The 23433-nt window shown below is 63.4% G+C and carries 21 protein-coding genes and 2 pseudogenes; 12 read left to right on the top strand and 11 right to left on the bottom strand.

Going from position 1 to position 23433, the window contains the following annotated elements:
• The first annotated feature begins 121 nt into the window (after positions 1-121).
• Positions 122-1024, top strand: coding sequence for a GGDEF domain-containing protein (locus tag INT12_RS13575; RefSeq protein ID WP_017845750.1), 903 nt, complete (start codon positions 122-124; stop codon positions 1022-1024).
• A 147-nt stretch (positions 1025-1171) separates the two neighbouring features.
• Entirely contained in the window at positions 1172-2041 is an 870-nt protein-coding gene (locus INT12_RS13570; RefSeq protein WP_017845749.1) for an isocitrate lyase/PEP mutase family protein, read from the top strand.
• Between the two features lie 20 nt (positions 2042-2061).
• Here the strand turns inward: INT12_RS13570 and INT12_RS31975 are convergent.
• Both INT12_RS31975 and INT12_RS31970 read right to left on the bottom strand, forming a co-directional pair.
• Positions 2062-2538: pseudogene (locus tag INT12_RS31975) on the bottom strand (methyl-accepting chemotaxis protein); the annotation flags it as partial.
• A 111-nt stretch (positions 2539-2649) separates the two neighbouring features.
• Positions 2650-3417 (bottom strand): annotated as a pseudogene (locus INT12_RS31970) (PAS domain-containing protein); the annotation flags it as partial.
• Positions 3418-3616: 199 nt separating this feature from the next.
• Here INT12_RS31970 and INT12_RS13560 point away from each other — a divergent pair.
• Together INT12_RS13560 and INT12_RS13555 are read left to right on the top strand one after the other, a co-directional pair.
• The gene (locus INT12_RS13560; protein WP_193040201.1) at positions 3617-3997 is read left to right on the top strand and encodes a RidA family protein; all 381 of its coding nucleotides are present in this window, start codon (positions 3617-3619) and stop codon (positions 3995-3997) included.
• Between the two features lie 139 nt (positions 3998-4136).
• Positions 4137-6125 (top strand): peptidase U32 family protein, encoded by a 1989-nt coding sequence (locus tag INT12_RS13555; protein WP_193040202.1) that lies wholly within the window; start codon positions 4137-4139, stop codon positions 6123-6125.
• Positions 6126-6165: 40 nt separating this feature from the next.
• Here the strand turns inward: INT12_RS13555 and INT12_RS13550 are convergent, their stop codons facing one another.
• The gene (locus INT12_RS13550) at positions 6166-7059 is read right to left on the bottom strand and encodes a DMT family transporter (protein WP_057004079.1); all 894 of its coding nucleotides are present in this window, start codon (positions 7057-7059) and stop codon (positions 6166-6168) included.
• Between the two features lie 109 nt (positions 7060-7168).
• On the opposite strand from INT12_RS13550, the gene INT12_RS13545 reads away from it, so the two are divergent.
• A complete protein-coding gene (locus tag INT12_RS13545; protein WP_193040203.1) occupies positions 7169-7609 on the top strand; it encodes an Lrp/AsnC family transcriptional regulator in 441 nt (146 codons plus the stop codon).
• Positions 7610-7711: 102 nt separating this feature from the next.
• Here the strand turns inward: INT12_RS13545 and xylB are convergent, their stop codons facing one another.
• The 6 genes from xylB to INT12_RS13515 all read right to left on the bottom strand — a co-directional run bounded on the left by xylB (position 7712) and on the right by INT12_RS13515 (position 14390).
• Positions 7712-9172 (bottom strand): xylulokinase, encoded by a 1461-nt coding sequence (gene xylB / locus INT12_RS13540; protein ID WP_193040204.1) that lies wholly within the window; start codon positions 9170-9172, stop codon positions 7712-7714.
• A 16-nt stretch (positions 9173-9188) separates the two neighbouring features.
• Positions 9189-10181 carry a LacI family DNA-binding transcriptional regulator gene (locus tag INT12_RS13535; RefSeq protein ID WP_046484198.1) on the bottom strand — a complete coding sequence of 331 codons (993 nt, stop codon included), beginning with the start codon at positions 10179-10181 and terminating at the stop codon, positions 9189-9191.
• A gap of 21 nt (positions 10182-10202) precedes the next feature.
• Complete coding sequence (locus INT12_RS13530; RefSeq protein WP_057004076.1) at positions 10203-11135, bottom strand: ABC transporter substrate-binding protein; 933 nt, start codon at positions 11133-11135, stop codon at positions 10203-10205.
• A 34-nt stretch (positions 11136-11169) separates the two neighbouring features.
• Entirely contained in the window at positions 11170-12138 is a 969-nt protein-coding gene (locus INT12_RS13525) for an ABC transporter permease subunit (RefSeq protein ID WP_086005473.1), read from the bottom strand.
• A gap of 13 nt (positions 12139-12151) precedes the next feature.
• The gene (locus INT12_RS13520; RefSeq protein WP_017845740.1) at positions 12152-13684 is read right to left on the bottom strand and encodes a sugar ABC transporter ATP-binding protein; all 1533 of its coding nucleotides are present in this window, start codon (positions 13682-13684) and stop codon (positions 12152-12154) included.
• A 163-nt stretch (positions 13685-13847) separates the two neighbouring features.
• Entirely contained in the window at positions 13848-14390 is a 543-nt protein-coding gene (locus INT12_RS13515) for a cytochrome b (protein WP_102617458.1), read from the bottom strand.
• A gap of 182 nt (positions 14391-14572) precedes the next feature.
• On the opposite strand from INT12_RS13515, the gene INT12_RS13510 reads away from it, so the two are divergent.
• Genes INT12_RS13510 through INT12_RS13480 form a run of 7 tightly spaced genes read left to right on the top strand, consistent with a single transcriptional unit; the run spans position 14573 to position 20861 of the window.
• The gene (locus INT12_RS13510) at positions 14573-15250 is read left to right on the top strand and encodes a thermostable hemolysin (protein WP_017845738.1); all 678 of its coding nucleotides are present in this window, start codon (positions 14573-14575) and stop codon (positions 15248-15250) included.
• Complete coding sequence (locus INT12_RS13505; protein WP_193040205.1) at positions 15240-16718, top strand: AMP-binding protein; 1479 nt, start codon at positions 15240-15242, stop codon at positions 16716-16718. The genes INT12_RS13510 and INT12_RS13505 overlap by 11 nt, the downstream gene beginning before the upstream one ends.
• Positions 16715-17389, top strand: a complete 675-nt coding sequence (locus tag INT12_RS13500; RefSeq protein WP_193040206.1) for a TenA family transcriptional regulator — start codon at positions 16715-16717, stop codon at positions 17387-17389. The genes INT12_RS13505 and INT12_RS13500 overlap by 4 nt, the downstream gene beginning before the upstream one ends.
• Positions 17376-18185, top strand: a complete 810-nt coding sequence (locus INT12_RS13495; protein ID WP_046383363.1) for an SDR family oxidoreductase — start codon at positions 17376-17378, stop codon at positions 18183-18185. Before INT12_RS13500 ends, INT12_RS13495 begins: the two co-directional genes overlap by 14 nt.
• Positions 18182-18826 carry a tetratricopeptide repeat protein gene (locus INT12_RS13490; RefSeq protein ID WP_017845734.1) on the top strand — a complete coding sequence of 215 codons (645 nt, stop codon included), beginning with the start codon at positions 18182-18184 and terminating at the stop codon, positions 18824-18826. Before INT12_RS13495 ends, INT12_RS13490 begins: the two co-directional genes overlap by 4 nt.
• An 11-nt stretch (positions 18827-18837) precedes the next feature.
• A complete protein-coding gene (locus INT12_RS13485; protein ID WP_017845733.1) occupies positions 18838-19500 on the top strand; it encodes a response regulator in 663 nt (220 codons plus the stop codon).
• Entirely contained in the window at positions 19497-20861 is a 1365-nt protein-coding gene (locus INT12_RS13480; RefSeq protein ID WP_017845732.1) for an ATP-binding protein, read from the top strand. The genes INT12_RS13485 and INT12_RS13480 overlap by 4 nt, the downstream gene beginning before the upstream one ends.
• 7 nt (positions 20862-20868) lie before the next feature.
• Here INT12_RS13480 and INT12_RS13475 read toward each other — a convergent pair whose 3' ends face one another.
• Together INT12_RS13475 and INT12_RS13470 are read right to left on the bottom strand one after the other, a co-directional pair.
• A complete protein-coding gene (locus INT12_RS13475) occupies positions 20869-22107 on the bottom strand; it encodes an MgtC/SapB family protein (RefSeq protein ID WP_193040493.1) in 1239 nt (412 codons plus the stop codon).
• Positions 22108-22119: 12 nt separating this feature from the next.
• Positions 22120-23193 (bottom strand): NAD(P)-dependent alcohol dehydrogenase, encoded by a 1074-nt coding sequence (locus INT12_RS13470; RefSeq protein WP_156176538.1) that lies wholly within the window; start codon positions 23191-23193, stop codon positions 22120-22122.
• Between the last annotated feature and the right edge of the window lie 240 nt (positions 23194-23433).

The raw sequence follows: 23433 nt of genomic DNA, 5'->3' as shown, positions 1-23433 counted from the left end.
CGGCTACTTGATCTTTATCAGTTGGTGCCCGCAAAAGTTGATTTTCATCAACAGCCGCCGGGCCCCTTGCCCCTAGCCTGCATCAAGACTTGCAGCGTCACCGGCTCCGTCGGAGGGCACCATGATCGAAGATGAGCAGCAAGTGTTGGTGAGGGCGTTGGACGCGGCGACAAACCCGGTGCTGATCACCGAGAGATCGGGTTGCATTGTGTGGATCAACCGAGCGTTCAGCCTGTTGAGTGGCTATTCGAAGCTGGAGCTGGTCGGCAAAACCCCGCACCTTTTGTCGTCGGGACGGCAAACCACCACGTTCTATCGGGAGCTGTGGATGACCATCATGGCGGGCCTGACCTGGCAGGGCGAGATGGTCGAGCGCCGCAAGGACGGCTCCAACTGTACGATCAATCAGGTCATTACCCCGGTGCTCGACCCGCAGGGCGTGGTCACGCACTTCATCGCGATCCTGCACAACTTCAAGGTGATGGACGAAGAACGTGCGCGCATGCAACAACTGGCGTTCCATGACGGACTGACCGGCTTGCCCAACCGCAGCCTGTTTCTGAGCCTGCTCAATCAAGCGATGAGTCATGCCACCCAGCAGCAACAGCCGCTGGCGTTGATGTTTATCGACCTGGACCGTTTCAAAGCGGTCAACGACACCCATGGGCATGCATGCGGCGACAAATTGCTGGTGGCGGTGGCCGAACGCCTCAGCCAGTCGGTGCGCAGGTCCGATGTCGTCGGCCGTTTGAGCGGCGACGAGTTTGCGATCCTGGTGACCGGCATGGACCACGCCAGGCAGGTCGAGGTGTTGGCCGATAAATTGATCGGCGCGATCAACCAGCCGTTCATGATCGATGCCCACCGCCTGAACACACATATCAGCGTCGGCATCAGCCTGTATCCATGGGACGGGGCAAGCGTCGAGCAACTGCTCGCACGGGCCGACGACGCGATGTACCAGGCTAAACGACGCGGTGGCAGCGCCTGTCATTTCAACCTGCTTAGCCAGCCTGCCGACTGAACGGCGCACACCTCGCGCCCACCGTATGTGCGGTGGGCATAGCCCATTCTCAAACGTCATAATCCTGGGTTTTGTGGCGTGGTAATCTCTGACGACTATGAATAGGCATTGATCGTCAGTCGACAATGACCAGAACCAGGAAAGATCATGCCCAAAGTGTCCCACTCAGCCCTGCGTCGTAATTTCCGTGAACTGCTTGCTACGCCACTGTGCGTTGAGACGGCCTCTGTGTTCGACCCGATGTCGGCGCGTATCGCCGCCGACCTGGGCTTCGAGGTCGGCATTCTGGGGGGCTCGGTCGCTTCGCTGCAGGTACTGGCGGCACCCGATTTTGCGTTGATCACCTTGAGTGAGTTCGTTGAACAGGCCACCCGGATCGGCCGCGTTGCGCAGTTGCCGGTGATTGCCGATGCCGACCACGGCTATGGCAATGCCCTGAATGTCATGCGTACCGTCGCGGAGCTGGAACGCGCAGGCGTTGCGGCACTGACGATTGAAGACACGCTGTTGCCGGCGCAGTTCGGGCGCAAATCGACCGATCTGATTTCCATCGAGGAAGGCATTGGCAAAGTCAGGGCCGCCCTTGAAGCACGGGTCGACCCCGAGCTGTCCATCATCGCCCGCACTAACGCGAAGGTGTTGCCGACCGAGGCTGTGATCGAACGCACCCTGGCCTATGAAAAAGCCGGTGCCGATGGGATCTGCATGGTGGGTGTCAGCGACTTCGAGCACCTTGAGCAGATTGCGCAACAACTCACGGTGCCCTTGATGCTGGTGACCTACGGCAACCCGAAACTCAATGACAGCCAGCGCCTGGCAAGCCTGGGAGTACGCATCGTGGTGGCCGGCCACGGCGCCTACTTCGCAGCGATCAAGGCCACCTACGACAGCCTGCGCGCCCAACGTCAGCTCACCCACAGCACCTCGAACCTCAGTGCCACCGAGCTTACTCACACCTACACCCTGCCGGAGAGCTACGTGGCCTGGGCCAAAGAGTTCATGGATGTAGAGGAGTGAGACTGACCCCGGGTGCGCGTCTAGCCGACCCAGCCGACAGCGGTTTTCGGAACCACCTCCGACTCATCCAGCTTTGACGCAAACATGCTCACGGCTTGTACCGCATCGCTGGTGCTGGTGCGGATCTGCAGAATCACCGCACCCGCCTGGTCGGCCAGGCTGACGCCACGTTGCGCGCCTTCCTGGGTCGCGCTCATGCTGGCGACTGCGTCACGGGTTTCCGACAGAATCAGGCCGATCATCTCGGCAATCTCGGCGGTGGAACGGCTGGTACGCCCCGCCAGTTGCCTGACCTCATCGGCCACCACCGCAAAACCACGGCCCTGATCGCCCGCGCGCGCGGCCTCGATGGCGGCGTTGAGCGCCAGCAGGTTGGTCTGGTCGGCAATACCGCGAATGGTATTGACGATCGCAGTGATCTGCTCGGAACGATCGCCCAACTGCCCCACCAGGCGTGCCGAGGCGCCGATGTTATCGGCAATGCGGCGCATTTCACTGGCGGTTTCGTGGATCACCTGGGTGCCATGCTCGGCGAATCGCTCGGTTTCCGAGGAAATATGGTAAGCGCGGGAAGCACCGCGTGAATCCTCCTCGAACTTCTCGACACGCTCGCTGATGTCGCTGGCGAACTTGACGATTTTGATCAGCTTGCCGTCGCCGTCATACACCGGGTTGTAACTCGCCTCCAACCACACCACGCGGCCGTGCTTGCCGATACGCTTGAATTGCCCGGTGAAGAATTCACCATTGTTCAAGCGCCGCCAGAAGTCGGCGTACTCAGGGCTGTTGACCTGGGCCGGTTCGCAAAACATACGGTGATGCTTGCCTTTGAGTTCCGTCAGTGAATACCCCATGACCGTGAGGAAATTCTCGTTGGCATCGAGCACTTGCCCGTTCAAATCGAACTCGATCACGGCCATCGCCCGGTCCAGCGCAGCCAGCTTGCTACGGGTCGCTGCCTCCTGCTCCACTTTGCGCGTGACGTCGAGGGCGTACTTGACCACTTTCACGACCTGGCCACGCTCATCCAGCACCGGGTTGTAGCTGGCCTCCAGCCAGATGATCTTGCCGTGGGCGTCCACGCGTTTGAATGTGCCCGAGACGAACTTGCCGGCCCTGAGTTCCTGCCAGAACTCGGCATAGGCAGGGCTGCTGGTCAGCGCCGACGGGCAAAAATCACGGTGGGTCTTGCCGGCCAATTGAGCGCTGCTGTAACCCAGGGTTTTCATAAAGTTGTCATTGGCGCGCAACACCTTGCCATTGAGGTCGAATTCGACCACGGCCATGGAGCGCTCAAGCGCGGCAATCAATCCTTGGTATTCAGCGACTTCGGCCCTCCTGGCCGCCAGTTCTGTTTTTAGTGTGTGATTGAACATGACGTAGCCTCAGCCGTGCGTAGAATCGGGGGTTATCTCCTGCACTATCGGCCAATAAATACCGGACTTGACCGATGAAAAATAAATATCATTTGACGTCAAATACTCGTCGCTCGCCACGCCTGCAAAGCCGAAGAGTACTGATCCTCGCGCCCCCTGTGTTTAAATTGGCGCCCCTTTTCCCTGCCAAGAGAACGTCATGGCCAACCACGACCTGTCCTTCACCCCTGATCCGGATGCCGACTCGATTTCCTCCGACGTGATCGGCTTCAACGGCATCCTGGTCTCCACCCAGATCCCGACCCGCGCCGACGGCAACCTGGAACTGGGCGACATCACCGCGCAAAGCGAATGCACGCTGCAAGCGCTGAAAGTTGCCCTTGAACGCGCCGGCAGTTCCATGGACCGGGTGATGCACCTGACCATCTACCTGACCGACATGGCCGACCGCGCGGCGTTCAACGAGGTCTACAAGCGCTTCTTCGCCAAGCCGTGGCCGGTGCGTGCCGCAGTTGGCGTGGCGGCCCTGGCGGTGGAAGGCATGCGCGTGGAAGTCACCGCGATGGCCGCCAAGGCCTGAACCCGCGTCGATTGAAACACCCGTCATTGGCCTGGCACCTTGCAGGCCAAGCCCGCCGGCGGCCCTGCGGTAGGTGCCGGTCAGGCGTTTCACGGCTACAATGCGCGCCTCGACCGTGACAAGCCTGACTAAAAAAACTATGTCCTTGCCCAAACATCACCTGGAATTGCTCAGCCCTGCCCGCGATGTCGCCATCGCGCGCGAGGCCATCCTGCATGGCGCCGACGCCATCTACATCGGCGGCCCAAGCTTCGGCGCCCGCCACAACGCCTGCAACGAGGTCAGCGATATCGCGCAATTGGTCGAATTCGCCCGGCGCTACCACGCCCGCGTCTTCACTACCCTCAACACCATCTTGCACGACAACGAACTGGAACCGGCGCGCAAGCTGATCCATCAGCTCTACGACGCTGGCGTCGACGCGTTGATCGTGCAAGACCTGGGCGTGATGGAGCTGGATATCCCGCCGATCGAGCTGCACGCCAGCACCCAGACCGACATCCGCACCCTGGGCCGCGCCAAATTTCTCGACCAGGCCGGCTTCTCGCAACTGGTATTGGCCCGCGAGCTGAACCTGCAGGAAATCCGCGCCATTGCCGATGAAACCGATGCCGCTATCGAGTTCTTCATCCACGGCGCCCTGTGCGTGGCGTTCTCCGGGCAGTGCAATATCTCCCACGCGCAGAACGGCCGCAGCGCCAACCGCGGCGACTGTTCCCAGGCGTGCCGCCTGCCGTACACCCTCAAAGACGATCAAGGCCGCGTCGTCGCCTTTGAAAAGCACCTGCTGTCGATGAAAGACAACAACCAGAGCGCCAACCTGCGCGCCCTGGTCGATGCCGGTGTGCGCTCGTTCAAGATCGAAGGGCGCTACAAGGACATGGGCTATGTGAAGAACATCACTGCCTATTACCGCCAGCGCCTCGACGAGATCCTCGAAGACCGCCCCGACCTGGCCCGCGCCTCCAGCGGCCGGACCGCGCATTTCTTCCTGCCCGACCCGGAAAAGACCTTCCACCGGGGCAGCACCGATTATTTCGTCAGCGACCGCAAGATCGACATCGGCGCCTTCGACACCCCGACCTTCACCGGCCTACCGGTGGGCGTGGTGGAAAAAGCCGGCAAACGCGACCTGCAAGTGATCACCCATGAGCCGCTGTCCAACGGCGACGGCCTGAATGTGCTGGTCAAGCGCGAAGTGGTGGGTTTCCGCGCCAATATCGCCGAGGCCAAGGGCGAGTTCGAGGAAGACGGCGAGAAGCGCTACCGCTATCGCGTCGAGCCGAACGAAATGCCGGCCGGCCTGCATCAGTTGCGCCCCAACCACCCGTTGAACCGCAACCTCGACCACAACTGGCAACAGGCGCTGCTCAAAACCTCCGCCGAGCGCCGGATCGGCCTGTCGTGGGTCGCCCAACTGCGCGAAGATCGCCTGGAACTGAACGCCACCAGCGAAGAAGGCATCACCGCCAGCGTCGCCCTGCCCGGCCCGTTCGGCGCGGCCAACAAGCCGGAACAGGCGCTGGACACCCTGCGTGACCTGCTCGGCCAACTGGGCACCACCGAATACCACGCCACCGCCATCGAGCTGGATGCGCCGCAGGCGTTCTTCATCCCCAACTCGCAGCTCAAGGCCGCGCGCCGTGAAGTGATCGAAGCACTGACAGCGGCGCGCATCGACGCTCACCCGCGTGGTGGGCGCAAGGCCGAAACCAGCCCGCCGCCGGTGTACCCGGAAGCGCACCTGTCGTTCCTGGCCAACGTGTATAACCAGAAGGCCCGGGATTTCTACCATCGCCACGGCGTGAAACTGATCGACGCGGCCTTCGAAGCCCACGAAGAAACCGGTGAAGTGCCGGTGATGATCACCAAGCACTGCCTGCGTTTCTCGTTCAACCTCTGCCCCAAACAGGCCAAGGGCGTGACGGGGGTGAAGACCAAGGTTGCGCCGATGCAGTTGATCCATGGCGATGAAGTGCTGACCCTGAAATTCGACTGCAAGCCTTGCGAAATGCATGTGGTGGGCAAGATCAAGGGGCACATCCTCGGGTTGCCGCAGCCAGGCAGCGTGGTCGGCTACATCAGCCCGGACGATCTGCTCAAGACCATCCCGCGCGCGCCGCATTGATCGAACCGCGGGCGCGCTGCAACGGCGCGCTCGCTCTCGATCACTGCACTTGCACCACAGCTTTGGGGCGCCACCACCAGCCCCTTTGCAACCCGGCGGCAGCCAACAGAATCGCGGCGACGCCCAGCCATTGCAGCCAACCCAGGCGATGCCCGAAGGCAATCCAGTCGACCAGAATCGCCGCAATCGGGTAGATAAACGACAACGCGCCGGTGATGGCCGTCGGCAACTTCTGGATCGCCCCGTACAGCAACACATACATCAAACCGGTGTGTACCACCCCGAGCGTCAACAAGGCCGCCCAGGCGTTGTGCGCCACCGGCAGACTGTGCCACGGCACCAGCGGCGCCAGTAACAACGCACCGGTCGTGACCTGGATCAGCGCGATCAAATGCGGCGGCACTGCCTTCAGGCGCTTGATGATCAGCGCGGCAAGCGCATACAGAAACGCCGCGCCGAGGGCCAGGGCGATACCGGCCAGGTAATCGTCGCCGGTTGGCTGATTGCCATGGGCGCTGACAATCGCCAGCATCCCGAGGAATGCCACACTCAGCCACGCCAGCTTCGGCACGCTGAGCTTTTCACCGAGAAACAGCGCCGCCAGCATCACCAACATGAACGGCTGCACGTTGTACACCGCAGTGCTGATGGCGATGGACGCGCGGGAATACGATTCGAACAGCAGCAACCAGTTGCCGACAATGGCCACTCCGCTGAGCATCGCCAGGCCGAGCCCGGCCCAACTGAGCAAGTCCCGGCGCAGATACCCGAGCAGCGCGCACACCAGCAATAATGTCAGCGCCCCGATCACGCAGCGCCAGAACACCACTTCGAGCACCGATACGCCCGACACCAGTACAAACCAGCCAATGGTGCCCGAGATCAGCATGGCGGCGACCATTTCCCACGACCCGCGACGGATGGATGTATCCATGATTGAGACTCCTCAAGTGAGGCTCAATTATGGCAAGCTGGTTCGCCGCGGCTCCAGCGCCTAAAAAAGGCGAAAAGCCTCAATGACCTTTATTTATTAGGCGCACACCATGATCGACACCATCGACCAACAACTGATCGGCGCTTTGATGGACGACTCCCGGCTGTCCCTCAAGGCCCTGGCCGGCATCACCGGCCTGTCCTCGCCCAGCGTCGGCGAACGCCTGCGCCGCCTGGAGGAGCGCGGCGTGCTGACCCATTACACGGTCGACATCGACCCCAAACACTTCGGCTACCTGCTGCAAGCCATCGTGCGTATCCGTCCCCTGCCCGGCCAGTTGCAGGAAGTGGAGCGGCAGATCCAGGCCATCCCCGAATTCACCGAATGCGACAAAGTCACCGGCGAGGACTGCTTCATCGCACGCCTGCATGTACGCACCATGGACCACCTCGACAGCCTGCTGGATCGGCTCAACGCCTATGCCGAGACCAACACCGCCATCGTCAAGAAAACCCCAGTGAAGCGGCGCCTGCCACCGCTGACGGACTAACGCCGACAAACCTTAGGTGGGGATAGCTGTGGTTCAGGCACTTATGCGGTGACTGACACTCCGCTATCGGGAGCAAGCTCCCTCCCACAGGGCCAGGTCAAGTCAGTCGTGCAGAGCCTTGGCCGCGCCCAACAGCCCCTGAAACTTGCGATAACGCGCCTCCAGTACCGGCTGTTGCGCCACGTCCGGTACATACCGCGCCTTGACCGGCATGCCCGCCGCGAGCAACGCCGCGCCCTGCCCGATGGCCAAAAAGCCCAACTTCGCCGCGCCGATGCACGCGCTCAGTTCACTGCCGTGCAGCGTGAAGATTTCCCGCTGCAGAATGTTGGCCAATAACTGCGCCCAATACCCACTGCGCGCGCCGCCACCCACCAGCGCACAGGCGGTGACGTCGGCGCCGCTCGATTGCACCGCGCGCAACGCGTCGAGCAGGCCAAAACCCACGCCTTCCATCACCGCATACCCCAGCATCGCCGGGGTGCAGTCGTGGCCCAGGTTCATAAAGCCGCCGCGTAATAAAGGGTCGTTATGCGGGGTGCGTTCGCCGGCCAGGTACGGCAGGAACAACGGCGTATCCAGCGGCACCGATTGGCCGATGGGCAACTGGGCCTGGACCTGATCCAACAGCGCCTGTTCATCCGGCATGCCCGTCAGGCGCGTGACCCAGCGCAAACAACTGGCGCCGGCCAGCATCGCGCCCATGGTGTACCAACGGTCGGGCAGCGCATGGCAGAAGCTGTGTACCGCGCTGGCCGGGTTGCCCGCCGCATGGTCGGTGATGGCGACAATCGCCGCGCTGGTGCCCAGCGTGATGAAACCGTCGCCGGCATTGATCGCGCCGATGCCGACCGCCGCAACCGGGTTGTCGCCACCGCCGCCGGCAATCACCACCTCGGCGCGCAAACCCAGCTCGCGAGCGGTCAGACACGCGCTTGCCGCACCGCCCTCCACCAGCCTGGGCATTTGTTCCGGCGCCAGGCCGGTGGCCCGCAGCATGGGGCTGAACCATTGACGATTGGCCACGTCCAGCCACAGCGTTCCGGCCGCATCGGACATCTCGCTGACGCGCTCCCCGCTCAAGCGCAGGCGCAGGTAGTCCTTGGGCGACAGCACGCAATCGATGGCCTTGAACACCTCGGGCTCATGCCGTTGCAGCCAGAGCAGTTTCGGCGCGGTCAAGCCGGCCATGGGCAAGCTGCCGGTGACGTCGGCAAACCCTGGGCCGAGCTGTGCCGCTTCGGCCACCGCGCGCGAGTCGTCCCACAGAATCGCCGGGTATAACACGCGATCGTCATCCCCCAGCAATACCGCGCCGTGCATTTGCCCAGACAGGCCGATGCACGCCACACGGGCAAACGATTCATGAGCGCGCAACACATCCAGCGCCTGCAAACAGGCTTGCCACCAGTCTTGCGGCGCCTGTTCGGACCAGCCGGGGTGCCGGCGCGAGACGCTCAAGCGCACGCCGGCCTGAGCCAGCACCGCGCCGCTGGCGTCCATCAGGATGGCTTTGAGTTCCGAGGTGCCCAGGTCGATGCCGAGGGAAACAGCAGTGTTCATACGCGTGTCATTCCAATCAATCACAGCCACAGGAGTTACGTATTTGCAGGGTCGGCTCCAGACGCACACTGCGGGTCGGCGCATCGGGTGCGGCCATGCGTTGCAGTAACAGGTTGACCGCACGAGCGCCGAGCGCCTGGACCGGCTGGGCGATCAACGTCAGGCGCGGCACGAAGAAATCCGCCCAATCAAAATCATCGAAGCCCACCAGCGCCATCTGCGCCGGCACTTCGATATGTGCATCGCGCAAGGCCTGCATGGCGCCGAGGGTCATCAGGTTGTTGCCGGCCATGATCGCGGTCGGCGGCGCGGCCAGGCCCAGTAACTGCACCGTGGCCTGGCGTGCCGGTTCGGTGTTGGAGCCGCCGTTGACCAGCAGTTGCGGATCGAACGCCAGCCCCGCGGCCGCCAATGCCGCGCGGTAACCGGCCACCCGTTCATCCGTGGTGCTGAACCCCAGGCGCCCGGCGATGAAGCCGATTCGGCGATGCCCATGGGCGATCAGGTGGGCAATCAGCGCCTGGGTGGGCTGGGTATTCGCCACCCCGACCTGATCGAATTGTTCACTCATCATCCGGTCCACCAGCACCGCCGGAATCTCGCTGGCCCGTAGATACTCCAGGGCCAGCGAACCGTTCGAAGGCGCCAACACAATGCCGTCGACGCGCCGGTGATGCAGCGCCGTGACCACCCGCAGCTCCTGCTCCGGGTCGTCGTGGGTATCGACGAACAGCATCATGTAGCCGTGCTTGGCGCACTCGGTTTCGATCGCGTGTACGGTTTCGCTGAAGTAATGATTGGACAGCGCCGAGATCGCCACGCCGATAGTGTTGGTGCTCGAACGCGCCAGCGAGCGCGCCAGGGTGTTGGGGATATAACCCAGTTCCTGGATCGCGCGCTGCACCGCTTGCACCGTGGCCGGGCTGACCTTGCGGGTGCCGTTCAACACATGGGACACCGTTGACGTCGACACCCCCGCTCTGCTTGCGACGTCATCCATGGTGACCACGGCGCTGTTCCCCTCAATGACTCAGTGTTTACTCGACCAACCGCTGTACGTCGCGACGTTGTCGCGGGTGATCAGTTTGGGCGTGAGCAGCGTAACCGTTTCGGCCGGCGCCTTGTCGTTGAGAAGGTCATTGCCGATGTTCACCGCCGTCTGCGCCATGGCCCATGGGTCCTGGCTGGAGGACGCCTGGATCTGGGTGTCGGTCTTCAGCGCATTCTCGATATCCGGTGCGCCATCCACCGAGGTGATGATGATACCGCTGCGTTTGAGCTGCTTGGCCGCCAGGTCGCTGCCGATGGCCTGGGGGTCGTTGATCGCGAACAGACCGTCGATTTTCGCAAAACGCGTGAGGTAGCCCTGCATCACGTTCAGGCCGCCTTCACGCGAGCCCTTGCCGTCCTGGTCATCGGACAGCACCTTGATCTGCGGCGCAGCGGCCAAGGCGGCCTTGCAACCTTTGACGCGGTCGGTCACGGCAGTCACTTGCGGGCCGTTCTGGATAATCACGTTGCCTTTACCCGCGAGCTTGTCCACCAGGAATTGGCAGGCCAGTTTGCCGGCTTCGACGTTGTCGGTCTGGACGGTCGCGTTGACCCCCTTGGCGTCCACGTCCACCGCCACCACGACGATACCGGCGTCACGGGCTTTCTTGATCGCCGAGGCCATCGCGGAGGGGTCGACGGCGTTGATCAGAATCAGGTCGACCTTGGACGAGATGAAGTTGTCGATCTGCGAAAACTGCTTGCTCAAGTCATAGTCGGCCGACACCGACGTGACCTTGACGCCCGGGTTCAGCTCCTTGGCGCGGGCCGTGGCGCCGTCGGCCAGGGTCACGAAATACGGGTTGCCCAGCGAGCCCATGCTGATGCCCAGGGCTTTCAATTCACGCGCTTCCACGGCTTGGGACATCAGGGCAGCCAAGGCAATGACGGGAAAGATGTGTTTTAGGTTCATGTGGGTCTCTCTTGTGATTGTTGTAGGAGTGAACTCAGGTCCGCGCACCGGACTGGCGATAACGATCCAGCGCGACCGCGCCGATGATCACGATGCCCTTGATGATGTACTGCCAGATATCCGAGACGCCCAGCAGCACCAGGCCATTGGTCAGTACCGCGATGATCAGTGCGCCGATCAGCGTGCCGCCGATGGTGCCGACGCCGCCGGTAAAGCTGGTGCCGCCGAGGATCACTGCAGCGATCGCATCCAGCTCGTAGGATTGCCCCAGTTGCAGGCCATTGGCGGCGAACAGGCGTGAAGCACTCATCACCGCGCCAAGCCCGGCCAACGCACCGGACATCGCGTAGACGAACAGCAGCACCTTCCACACCTTGATCCCGGAGAGCCGCGCCGCTTCCGGGTTGCCGCCCACCGAATAGATCTGCACACCCATCACCGTGCGCCGCAGGATGAACCACGACAACGCCACCACCGCGACCGCGATCACCACCAACCACGGCACGCCGAGGATCGAGTCATTGCCGATAAAGGCAAACGGCAGGTCGGGGTTGAACACGGTCTTGTCGTCGGCCAGCAAACGCGCCAGGCCGCGCATGGCGGTCAGCGCGCCGAGGGTGACGATAAACGGCGGCAAGCGCATGAACGCGATCAACCCACCGTTGACCAGGCCCAGCAACAGGCCAAAGCCAATCCCGGCGGCAATCCCGAACATGCCGAACTGCGGCGACATCGAGGCCTGCAACGCCACCACGGCGGACGCTGCGAGGATCGCACCGACGGACAGGTCGATGCCGGCAGTGAGGATCACAAAGGTCATGCCCGCCGCCAGCACCACGTTGACCGAGGCCTGTTGCGTGATGATCGACAGGTTCTGCACCGTCAGGAAGTTTTCGCTGGCCAGGGCAAAGCCCACCAGCAGCAGGACCAGCACCGGCAGCATGCCGACGCTGCGCATCAGTTCCCTGAGCCGCTCGGCCTTGCCGATTGGCGGGAGGGTCATTGTGTTGTTCGAATCAGCCATGGGCAGCCACCTGATCGCCACCGGTGGCGAGGTCAATAATACGTTCCTGGGAAATGACGTGGCCCGAAGCCCCGCCGACTTCGGCCACCAACTGGCCTTCGCGCATGATCAGCACGCGGTCGCAGGTGCCGATGATTTCCGGCAACTCGCTGGAAATCACCACGACGCCTACACCGGCCTGCGCCAGTTGATTGATGATGCGGTAGATCTCGGATTTGGAGCCGATGTCCACGCCGCGCGTGGGTTCGTCGAGGATCAGCACATGCGGCTTGACCTCCAGCAGCCGCGCCAACAAAACCTTTTGCTGATTGCCGCCGGACAACGCGCCGACGTTGACCTTGCCCGACGCCACGCGAATCGACAGCGACTTGATCGCGTCCTGCGAGCGTTGCGCGGCATGCCGTCGATTGAGCACGCCACCGGCATGGGCGTCCGGCACACAGGCGCAGACATTGATGTTGTCGGCCACGCTCATGTCCAGGAACAGGCCCTGGGCCTTGCGGTCTTCGGTGAGGTACACCACGCCGGCGCGGATCGCGTCGGCCGGGGTGCGCAGTTGGGTGACGGTCTTGCCCACCACTTCCAGGGTGCCGCCGGTGCGCGGGTCGGCGCCGAAGATCAGCCGCGCCAGTTCGGTGCGCCCTGCCCCCACCAGGCCGGCGATGCCCAGCACTTCGCCGGCATGCAGGTCGAAGCTGCAGTTGCGCACGCGTTTGCCATCGGCCATGTCGCGCACGCGCATCACCACCGCGCCAGGGTCATAGGCCGCGTGTTCCTTCTTGTAGAAACCGGAGAGGTCGCGGCCGACCATCATCTTCACCAATACCTCGGCCGACAGCGCGTCGCGGGTCAGTTCGCCGATGTACTGGCCGTCGCGCAGCACCGAAACCCGGTCCGACAGTTCGTAGATCTCAGCCATGCGATGGCTGATATAGATGATCGCCAGGCCCTGGCTGCGCAGCTGTTTGATCAGTGCGAACAGGCGATCGGTCTCGCGCGACGAGAGCGGCGTGGTGGGCTCGTCCATCACCAGGATTTTGGCGTGGGCATGCAGGGCGCGGGCGATTTCCACCAATTGGCGTTCGGCAATCGACAGGCTGCTGACCCGCGTCGCCGCGGTGAACTCGGCACCCAGGCGTTGCAGCACTTCCACGCAACCAGCCTGCATGCCCTGGCGGTCGATGGTCCAGCCACGGCGCAGTTCGCGGCCCAGGTAGATGTTCTCGGCCACGCTCAGGTTCGGGCACAGGCTCAGTTCTTGATAGATCACGGCGATGCCGAGGGCTTTGGCAGTGGCGGGGTCGAACGTGGCGACAGGCTGGCCGGCGATGCGGATGGTGCCGCCCGGGTCGGCCTGGTAAGCGCCGGAGAGGATTTTCATCAGGGTGGATTTGCCGGCGCCGTTCTCCCCCATCAAGGCGTGGATTTCGCCGGGGTAGACTTTCAGGCTGACATTCTTGAGCACGCGCAAACCGCTGAAGGTTTTGCTGATGCCCTGCATTTCAAGCAAGGGTTCGAGGCTCATGACTGAGCTCCTGAATTTATTATTTTTGTATTCGCGCTCCTTGGATCAGAGCCGATCACCACCGACTCTAATCAGATAGATTTGCTTACGCAAGCGCTTGCGTAGCCCGTTTGTCGCTTGATGAAACGTTTCATCAAGCGACTTAACCGCAACCTCAGCGTTCTTAACGTTTTGGCAGCATGCGCAGCAAGGTGTTGTCCCGCACCCAATAGTGGTGGAACAAACCGGCGGCGGCGTGCAGGCCGATCAGCCAATAACCGGCGCTGCCCAACCATTCATGCCAGTGCTTGAACTGCCTGGCCAGGTCGGGGTCCGCTGCGACCAGGGTCGGCAAGGAAAACTCGAAATACGGCACCGGTTTGCCTGCGGCGTTGAGCATCAGCCAGGCCAGCAGCGGCGTGACGATCATCAGGCCGTACAACGCCAGGTGCATCAGGTGCGACACGCCCGTCTGCCAGGCCGGCGGGCGCGGCACGATCGGTGGGCGCGGCGTCAGGCGCCCGAGCAGGCGCAGCCAGACCAGCAGGAAAATCCCGATACCGAACAGCGCATGGGCGCCGAGGAACAGCCCCTTGAGTGCGTGCCCGCGGGGCAACAGACCTTTGATTTCGATGCAACCGTACACGCCGACAAACAACGCCAGCATCAACCAGTGCAGAATCATCGACAGCCTTGAATAGCGCGCTGTCATCAGGTTTTCGCTCATAGAAAAGGCACCTTGTGCAGGGGTTGGGGCCGAACCCGGCCTTGATAAAGTCGCGGTCACCCTGCCCGGCTAGTCTTAAGACAATCTGAAGATCGCTGAAACGATCATTTTCGCCACCTTCAGACTTCGTTAAGAAATGCCTTTGATACTTCTCCCAACTTCACTTGGGAGGCATAACGCCAATGCCCGGTATCGATTGGAAGATTCCCCTGCCCCTGCTGTTCGGCCAAGCCGACAGCGCATCGCTGTGCCTTTCCCGAGCACTGCCTCAAGACCCCCAACGCCCGGCCTTCGAAGCCTTCATCCAGCAGCGCTTTCGGATTGCCCACGGTGCCGATATCCGTCATTTCATGCCGCAGCTGTTTGGCGTCAGCCAGGCCAACGGTGAACTCTGCGCCGTCGCCGGGGTGCGCCTGGCGAGCGACGAGTCGTTGTTCCTGGAGCGCTACCTCGACCATCCGATCGAGCCGCTGATCAGCGCCGCCGCCGCGCAACCGGTAGACCGCCGGGCCATCGCCGAAGTCGGCAACCTGGCCGCCAGCGACACCGGCAGTGCGCGCCTGAGCATCATCGCCATCACCTGGTTGCTGGCCATGGCCGGCCTGGAGTGGGTGGCATTCACCGGCAATATCGGCCTGGTCAACAGTTTCCATCGCCTCGGTCTGAAGCCCGTCACTCTGTGCGCCGCCGACCCGCAGCGCCTGGGCGATGAGCGCCATCACTGGGGCAGTTATTACGAAAGCCAACCCTGGGTGCATGTCGGCAATATCCGCGCCGGCTTCATCCATCTGCGCAACATGGGCCTGTTCTCGCGCCTGGGGTTGCCGACCACGATTGAGGATGCCAGCCATGTCGCCTGAAACCCGCCGTTTCCACGCTGTTCTTCGCGGCTATGCCGAACGCAATGACGGCACCGTCGCCCTGTGGGGCGACACCTTGAAGATGGATTACACCGCGCTGTTCGCCGAGGTGACCGCTCGACAGGAACGCCTGCGCGATGAAGGCGTGAAGGTGGTGGCGCTGGCCCTGGACAATGGCATCGAGGCCATGCTGTGGGACCTGGCGATCCTGTTCGAAGGCCTGACCTGCCTGACTCTGCCGCCGTTCTTCAGCCCGACCCAGCGCGCCCACTGCCTGGAACAGAGCCACGCCGAGCGCGTGATCGCCGAGCCCTACCTGGACGCCGAATTGCACGCTGGCGGTTACCGCAAAACCGGCGACTTCTGGTGCCGCGCGTTCGACGGCCGCCCTTCGATGCCCCTGGGCACGGCCAAAGTGACCTTTACCTCCGGCACCACCGGCACGCCCAAAGGCGTGTGCCTGAGCGCCGACAGCGTATTGCGGGTGGCCCGCGAGTTGTACCAGGCCAGCCATGCCAGCGACCCGCGCCATCACCTGTCATTATTGCCGCTTGCCATCCTGCTCGAGAACCTGGGGTGCTACGCCGCGCTGTATGCCGGCGCCACCTTGAGCCTGCCCAGCCAGAGGAGCCTGGGCATCCAGGGCGCCAGCGCGGTGGACGCCGCGCAATTGCTCGGTTGCCTGGCGGTGCGCCAACCCCACAGCCTGATCCTGGTTCCGCAGTTGCTGCTGATGCTGGTCATCGCCGCCGAGCAGAAAGCCTTCAACCCGCAAGGCCTGCGCTTTGCCGCGGTGGGCGGTGCGCGGGTCTCCAAGGCCTTGCTGCTGCGCGCGCAGCACGTGGGCGTGCCGGTGTTCGAAGGCTACGGCCTGTCGGAATGCGCCTCGGTGGTCTGCCTCAACCGGCCCGGCGCCCAGCGCGCCGGCAGTGTTGGCCAGCCGCTGCCCCATGTGGAGATCCGCCTCGCCGAAGACAACGAGGTGCTGATCAAGGGCTCGACCTTGCTCGGCTATCTGGGCCAGCCCGAACAGCCCGAACAATGGTGGCCCAGCGGTGATCTGGGCGCGTTCGACGACGACGGTTTTCTCTACCTCAAAGGCCGCAAGAAGCATCAGTTCGTCACCAGTTACGGGCGCAACGTCAACCCGGACTGGGTCGAGGCCGAACTGACCCAGGGCGGCGCCATCGCCCAGGCCTTCGTCTACGGCGAAGCCCTGCCGCAGAACCACGCGCTGCTGTGGCCTCATCGCGCCGACTGCACCGACGCCCAACTGGCCGCCGCCGTGGCCCTGGCCAACAGCGGCCTGCCCGACTACGCACAGGTGCATTGCTGGACGCGCCTGGAAGAACCGTTCACCGCCGCCAACGGCTTGCTCACCGCCAATGGCCGGCCACGGCGTGACGCCATCGTCGCGCGTTATCAATCTCAACTTGCCCCTGCACTCAACGAGGAAACTTCATCGTGAACTTTTTCGACACCCTGCAAGACGCTACCCAACAAGAACGCCAGACCCTGTTCAGCCTGCCGATCATCCGTGATGCACTGGAAGGCAAGGTCAGCCTGGAGAGCTACCGTGAATTCCTCGCCCAGGCCTACTACCACGTGCGCCACACCGTGCCGTTGATGATGGCCTGCGGTGCGCGCCTGCCCTCGCGCCTGGAGTGGCTGCGCAAGGCAGTCAGCGACTACATCGAGGATGAATACGGCCATGAGCAATGGGTGCTCGATGACATCGCGGCCTGTGGCGGCGACCGCGACGCGGTACGTGACGGACGCCCGGGCTTGCCCATCGAGTTGATGGTCAGCTACCTCTACGACCTGATCGCCCGTGACAACCCGGTCGGCCTGTTCGGCATGGTCAATGTGCTGGAAGGCACCAGCATCGCCCTGGCCACCCACGCCGCCGGCAGCATCCGCGATCACCTGCAACTGCCGGAGACGGCGTTCAGCTACCTGAGCTCCCACGGTGCCCTGGACATCGGGCACATGGAAACGTACCGCCGCTTGATGAACAGCCTGGACGACCCCGAAGACCAGGCCGCCGTGATCCGCGCCTCCAAAGTCGTGTACGCGCTGTATACCGACATGTTCCGCAACCTGCCGCGTAGCGGGGAGGCTCCCCATGCGCCTGTCTGAAGCCCGTGTGGTGCTGACCGGCGCCAGCGGTGGCATTGGCCTGGCGATTGCCACCGCACTGTGCGCCAGTGGCGCGCATGTGCTGGCCGTGGCGCGTCATCGCGAACCGCTGGAAGCCTTGTTGGCGCAATACCCGGAACAACTGTGCTGGGTCGGCGCCGACCTGACCTTCCTCAACGACCGGCGCAAGGTGCTGGCCGCCGCGCAAGCCATCGGCGGCGTCAACCTGCTGATCAACGCAGCCGGGATCAACCACTTCGCCATGCTGGAACAGCTCGACGAAAACGAGATCAACGGCATGCTCGCGTTGAACATCACCGCGCCGATCTGCCTGACCAAGCTGCTGCTGCCCATGCTCAAGCAAGCCGCGAGCGCGATGGTGGTGAACGTCGGCTCCACTTACGGCTCCATCGGTTACCCCGGCTATGCCACCTACTGCGCGACCAAGTTCGCCTTGCGCGGGTTTTCCGAAGCCCTGCGCCGGGAACTGGCCGATACGCGGGTCGGCGTGTTGTACGTCGCGCCGCGTGCCACCCACACGCGGATGAACAGCCCTGCGGCGCAGGCCTTGAACGATGCGCTCAAATCCAATGTCGACGACCCGCACAGCGTGGCCGCCGCCGTGATCAAAGCGATTGCCAACGACCGCCGCGACCTTTACCTGGGCTGGCCGGAGCGCTTTTTTGTGCGCCTCAACAGCCTGCTGCCGAACCTGGTCGACCGAGGCTTGCGCAAACAACTGCCGCTGGTCCGCCGCCTCAGCGATAAACCCGTGAAAAAGGATCTGAACCCATGAAACGCCTCTTCGCCGCGCTGCTGCTCACCGCCCTGAGCCCACTCACCTGGGCGCTGGACAGCGCCGACCAGCAACGCCTGACCGAGATCCAGACACGCTGGGCCCATATTCAATACAACTTGCCCGAGGAACAGCGCACCAAGGCCTTTGAGCAACTCGCCGCCCAGGCGACAGCCTTCACCCAGGCGCGCCCTCAAGCGGCCGAGGCCTGGATCTGGTCCGGCATCGTCAGCAGCAGTTGGGCCGGTGCCCAGGGCGGGCTTGGCGCGTTGAGCAAGGTCAAGGCGGCCAAGGTCGACCTGGAAAAAGCCCTCGCCCTCGACCCCAAGGCCCTGCAAGGCTCGGCCTATACCAGCCTCGCCGCATTGTATGATCGGGTTCCCGGCTGGCCGATCGGCTTCGGCGACGCCGACAAGGCTGACCAGTTACTCAAACAGGCCTTGCAACTGAACCCGACAGGCATAGATAGTCTGTATTTCTGGGGGGATCACCTGTACCGGCAAAAACGCTACAGCGAAGCCCGCGAGGCCCTGCAAAAAGCCCTGCTGGCCGCTCCACGGCCGGGCCGGGAAACCGCCGACGCCGGGCGGCGCAAAGAGATCGAAAGCGTGCTGGCCGACATCAACAAAAAACTCAACTGACGGGAGTCCGCGTGCGCCTATTACTGATCGAGGATGACGAAGCATTGGGTGAAGGTATTCACCAGGCGCTGGTGCGGGAAGGCTACACCGTTGATTGGCTCAAAGATGGCAGCAGTGCATTACATGCACTGCTCAGCGAAACCTTTGACGTGGCGGTGCTCGATCTCGGGCTGCCGCGCATGGATGGGCTGGAGGTGCTGCGCCGCTTGCGCGACAGCGGCTCGAACCTGCCGGTGCTGATCCTCACGGCACGGGATGCCACCGAAGACCGGATCGCCGGGCTGGACGCCGGCGCCGACGATTATCTGATCAAGCCCTTCGACCTGGCCGAGCTCAAGGCGCGCCTGCGCGCGTTGCTGCGCCGCAGCGCCGGGCGCGCACGGGTGATGATCGAGCACGCGGGCATCTGCCTGGACCCGAGCACGCAACAGGTCAGCTACCACGGCGAACCGGTGCTGCTCACCCCCAAGGAGTATCAACTGCTGCACGAACTGCTGTCGCCACCGGGCCGCGTCATGACCCGCGACCAGTTGATGCAGTTGCTCTACGGCTGGAACGAAGAAGCTGAAAGCAACACCCTGGAAGTGCATATCCATCACCTGCGCAAGAAGTTCTCCAGCGAGCTGATCCGCACCGTTCGCGGCGTCGGTTATCTGGTTGAGGAGCGCGGATGACTTCTATACGACGGCGAACCCTGACCCTGATCATCGGCCTGCTGCTCGCCGGTCTGCTGCTGATCAGCGCGCTCAACCTGCATGACAGCAACCACGAAATCGCCGAAGTCTATGACGCGCAACTGGCGCAGAACGCCCGCCTGCTCCAGGGCGTGATGAGCATGCCGCTGGCCAGTCAGGACCAGGAAGACCTGTACCGCGCATTCAACAAAGCCTTGGGCGAAGCGATGCCCAAAGTGGATGGGCACCCCTACGAAAGCAAAGTCGCCTTCCAGGTGTGGAACCCCAAGGGCGAACTGCTGGTGTTCACCGCCAGCGCCCCGTCATTTGTTCCCGCGCCCACCCAGCCGGGCTTCAGTAACGTCGAAGACCTGAACGGCCGTCAATGGCGCGGCTTCGTGCTCAAGGACAAGGACAACGGCCTGCGGATCTGGGTGGGCGAGCGCGACGACGTGCGCGACGACCTGGTGCAACGCATCGTGCGGCATACCTTGTGGCCCAACGTGCTGGGCAGCCTGATTCTCGCGGCGATGGTCTGGCTGGCGATCGGCTGGGGCCTCAAGCCCCTGGCCGATATGGCCGCCACCCTGCGCGCGCGGCATTCGGGCTCCCTCGAACCGATGCAACTGACGCCGCTGCCCACGGAGCTTGAGCCGATGCAGGCGGCGCTCAACCGCATGCTCGCGCAGATCCAGGAAATGCTCGGCCGCGAACGGCGCTTTATTGCCGATGCGGCCCATGAGATGCGTACACCATTGGCGGTATTGCGCGTGCATGCCCAGAACCTGCTGGAAGCCGGCACAGAAACCGAACGGCGCGAGTCCCTGGCCTTTCTGATCGCCGGCGTCGACCGCACCAGCCGCCTGGTCAACCAATTGCTGACCATGGCGCGCCTGGAGCCCAGCGCCGGGCAACCGCCGGTACAGGCCATCGACCTGGCGACAACAGTGCGCGAAACCCTGATTCAGTTGACCCCGTGGCTGTTGAGCAAAGGCCTTGAGCTGGTATTCGACGTCGAGGATGGCCCGTGCCCGGTGAATACCGACGCCGCCGCGATCAATATCGCCCTGACCAACCTGGTGACCAACGCCGCGAATTTCTCCCCGGAACACGGGGTGATCACCGTGGGCTTGCGCAAGAACGCCATGCGTTTTGCCCTTACCGTCGACGATCAGGGCCCTGGCATCGACGAAAACCAGCGCGAGCGCCTGTTCGAACGCTTCTACAGCCGTGGCAATGCCCAAGGCGCAGGCCTGGGCCTGACCATCGTACAAACCATCGCCCAACGCCTGGGCGGCCAGGTCAGCCTGGAAAACCTGGCGGCCGGCGGCCTGCGGGCGACCCTGGAAATCCCTGCCTGACGGAGCATCAGCCGGCCCATGTGACCAGCCACATCGCGCCGACCAGCAAGACCTGGCCGACGATCACATACACCGCGAAGTGACGACCGCCGCTGACCCCGGCCACCACGCACTTGCTCAGCGCGTTGCAACTGACCGCGAGCAACACCGGGATGGACGCGGCCTCCAGGGACAGCTGGCCGCTGGTGGCCAGGGCCGCGATCGAGGCGATGGACGCGTGGGCATCGGCAAAGCCACTCAGGGTGGCAGTCAATATCACGCCGACCTGGCCGAAGTGATGGAGCATCAGCGACGACAAGAAGGTAATGCCGGTCAGGGTCACGACCATGATCAGCGCCAGCTTGAGGTCGAATGCGCCGCCCACCTTGATGGTTTGGCTGGCCGCCGCCGTCGGCGCGTGCCACATCAGGCACGCACCGTACAACGCGGTGGTGGCAAACCCGGCGAGCAGTGGCCAGGCCATCTGCGACAGCAGTGCCGGTTCCACGGTGCCGAGGATCAGCGCCACCTGGGCCACCGTCGCAATATTCGAGAAAATGGCCGCCGCCGCGAGGATGCGCAGGTGCTCCGGCTCTTTGGCGACCATCTGGCCCATGGCGGCAACGGTCACGGTACTGGAGGCGAACCCCGAAGCAATGGCGCTCACGACGTAGCCATAACGTGGCCCCAGCGCGCGCACCGCCACGTGCCCCACCGCGCCGACCGCCATCAACAACACCGTCAACGTGCAGATAGTGCGCGGGTTCAGCGCGCCGTAGGGGCCGATAAAGCGATCCGGCGCCAACGGCAGGACCACCAGCGCAACGACCAACAGCAACAGGCCGTCGCGCATTTCCACATCGGTCAATTGACTGCGAGCAAAGTTGTGCAACTTGTCGCGATAGGCCAGCAGGCCGGCCACCACCACGCCGACGGCCGTGGCCAGTTCGGGAGCGACCCCACACCATGCGCCCAATAGCAGCACCGTGAGCAACGCCACTTCACTGGTGATCCCCGGGTCGTTGTCCCGGCTCTTCCAGTAAGCGGTACTGACGATCACAGCCAGGCACCCGGCGATCAGGCCCAGCAACAGGCCACCGCCGACTTGCTGCGAGACGTAGCCCAATAACGCGGTAATCGAATAGGTGCGCAAACCGGCAAACGCGCGCAACTCGCCCTGGCCCTTGTGGCGTTCGCGCTCAAGGCCGATCAGCATGCCGATGCCCAGCGCCGCGGCGGCACCGGCCAGCCCGAGGGTTTGCGTCATTTACAGGCGCCTTCAGGGCGTGATCGCGACCTTCATGACACCGTCGCGCTGATGGGCAAACAGCTCATAGGCAGCCTCGATATCGTCGAGCTTGAAACGGTGCGTCACCAGGGGCGACAGATCCACCCCGCCGCTGGCCACCACGGCGAGCAAACGGCGCATGCGTTCCTTGCCGCCAGGGCACAGGGTCGACACGATGCTGTAATCCCCCAAGCCCGCGCTGAACGCGTCGTAGGGAATGTGCAGGTCGCTGGAATAGACCCCCAGGCTGGAGACCCGCCCTCCCGGACGCAGCACGCGCAATGCCGACTCGAACGTACCCTGGGTGCCCAGGGCCTCGATCGCCACATCAACCCCACGGCCGTCGGTGATGGTCATGATCTGCTCGACCACATTGCCTTTCTTGAAGTCGACGATATGGGTGGCGCCCAGGCTGCGGCCGACGTTCATGCGCTCGCTGACGCCATCGACACCGATAATCATCGACGCGCCTTTGAGCCGGGCGCCCGCCACCGCGCACAGGCCGATCGGCCCGAGGGCGAAGACCGCGACGGTGTCGCCGATGGTCACCTCACCGCGCTCGGCGCCGGAAAAGCCGGTGGACATGATGTCCGGGCACATGAGCACTTGTTCGTCGCTCAGCCCATCGGGGATCGGGCACAGGTTGGCCAGCGCATCGGGGACCAGCACGTATTCGGCCTGGCAGCCGTCGATGGTATTGCCGAACTTCCAGCCGCCGGCCGCGCGAAAGCCATGCCGGGTGTCGGGGCCGTCCTGGGAGCCGCAGCCGCACAGGCAGGCATAACTCTGCCCGCTGGGCGTGATGGCGCCGGCGATCACCCGCTGCCCCTCAACGAAACCGCGCACCTGGGAGCCCAGCCGCTCGATCACGCCCACCGGTTCGTGGCCCACGGTCAGCCCTTTGGCCACCGGGTACTCACCGCGCAGGATATGCACGTCGGTGCCGCAGATGGTCGTGGTGGTGATACGCACCAACGCGTCCAGCGGGCCGACTTCGGGGATGGGTTTGTCGTCGAGGACGATGCGGTTTTTTTCAACGAAGACAGCTGCTCTCATGGTTGCCACGGCGTGACCTCCTGCGTCTGGAAAAGCCTGAATGACATCCAGACTGCACCGCGATGACAACACAGGGGTTGATCATTATCAACAATCCTCTGATTGATCGAGACACCCGGCTGGATGTCGCTGAGCGTGCGCTGGCTCAAGGCGACTTGATGCAAGTCAAACCGGCGCCGGCGCCCGGCGCCATGATCTAGAGTAAGTATCATTGCCCGATGCTATCTGCTGGTTACCCAAGGGAGATTG

Origin of the sequence: Pseudomonas sp. K8 (assembly GCF_014889455.1) — a bacterium.
GTDB lineage: Bacteria > Pseudomonadota > Gammaproteobacteria > Pseudomonadales > Pseudomonadaceae > Aquipseudomonas > Aquipseudomonas veronii.
This window is presented reverse-complemented; position numbering and strand designations above follow the sequence as displayed.

What these genes read in the sequence shown, in the direction of transcription:
- INT12_RS13575 (WP_017845750.1), top strand. Translation starts at nt 122, where the DNA reads ATGATCGAAGATGAGCAGCAAGTGTTGGTGAGGGCGTTGGACGCGGCG.
- INT12_RS13570 (WP_017845749.1), top strand. Translation starts at nt 1,172, where the DNA reads ATGCCCAAAGTGTCCCACTCAGCCCTGCGTCGTAATTTCCGTGAACTG.
- INT12_RS13560 (WP_193040201.1), top strand. Translation starts at nt 3,617, where the DNA reads ATGGCCAACCACGACCTGTCCTTCACCCCTGATCCGGATGCCGACTCG.
- INT12_RS13555 (WP_193040202.1), top strand. Translation starts at nt 4,137, where the DNA reads ATGTCCTTGCCCAAACATCACCTGGAATTGCTCAGCCCTGCCCGCGAT.
- INT12_RS13550 (WP_057004079.1), bottom strand. Translation starts at nt 7,059, where the DNA reads ATGGATACATCCATCCGTCGCGGGTCGTGGGAAATGGTCGCCGCCATG.
- INT12_RS13545 (WP_193040203.1), top strand. Translation starts at nt 7,169, where the DNA reads ATGATCGACACCATCGACCAACAACTGATCGGCGCTTTGATGGACGAC.
- xylB (WP_193040204.1), bottom strand. Translation starts at nt 9,172, where the DNA reads ATGAACACTGCTGTTTCCCTCGGCATCGACCTGGGCACCTCGGAACTC.
- INT12_RS13530 (WP_057004076.1), bottom strand. Translation starts at nt 11,135, where the DNA reads ATGAACCTAAAACACATCTTTCCCGTCATTGCCTTGGCTGCCCTGATG.
- INT12_RS13525 (WP_086005473.1), bottom strand. Translation starts at nt 12,138, where the DNA reads ATGACCCTCCCGCCAATCGGCAAGGCCGAGCGGCTCAGGGAACTGATG.
- INT12_RS13520 (WP_017845740.1), bottom strand. Translation starts at nt 13,684, where the DNA reads ATGAGCCTCGAACCCTTGCTTGAAATGCAGGGCATCAGCAAAACCTTC.
- INT12_RS13515 (WP_102617458.1), bottom strand. Translation starts at nt 14,390, where the DNA reads ATGAGCGAAAACCTGATGACAGCGCGCTATTCAAGGCTGTCGATGATT.
- INT12_RS13510 (WP_017845738.1), top strand. Translation starts at nt 14,573, where the DNA reads ATGCCCGGTATCGATTGGAAGATTCCCCTGCCCCTGCTGTTCGGCCAA.
- INT12_RS13505 (WP_193040205.1), top strand. Translation starts at nt 15,240, where the DNA reads ATGTCGCCTGAAACCCGCCGTTTCCACGCTGTTCTTCGCGGCTATGCC.
- INT12_RS13495 (WP_046383363.1), top strand. Translation starts at nt 17,376, where the DNA reads ATGCGCCTGTCTGAAGCCCGTGTGGTGCTGACCGGCGCCAGCGGTGGC.
- INT12_RS13490 (WP_017845734.1), top strand. Translation starts at nt 18,182, where the DNA reads ATGAAACGCCTCTTCGCCGCGCTGCTGCTCACCGCCCTGAGCCCACTC.
- INT12_RS13480 (WP_017845732.1), top strand. Translation starts at nt 19,497, where the DNA reads ATGACTTCTATACGACGGCGAACCCTGACCCTGATCATCGGCCTGCTG.
- INT12_RS13475 (WP_193040493.1), bottom strand. Translation starts at nt 22,107, where the DNA reads ATGACGCAAACCCTCGGGCTGGCCGGTGCCGCCGCGGCGCTGGGCATC.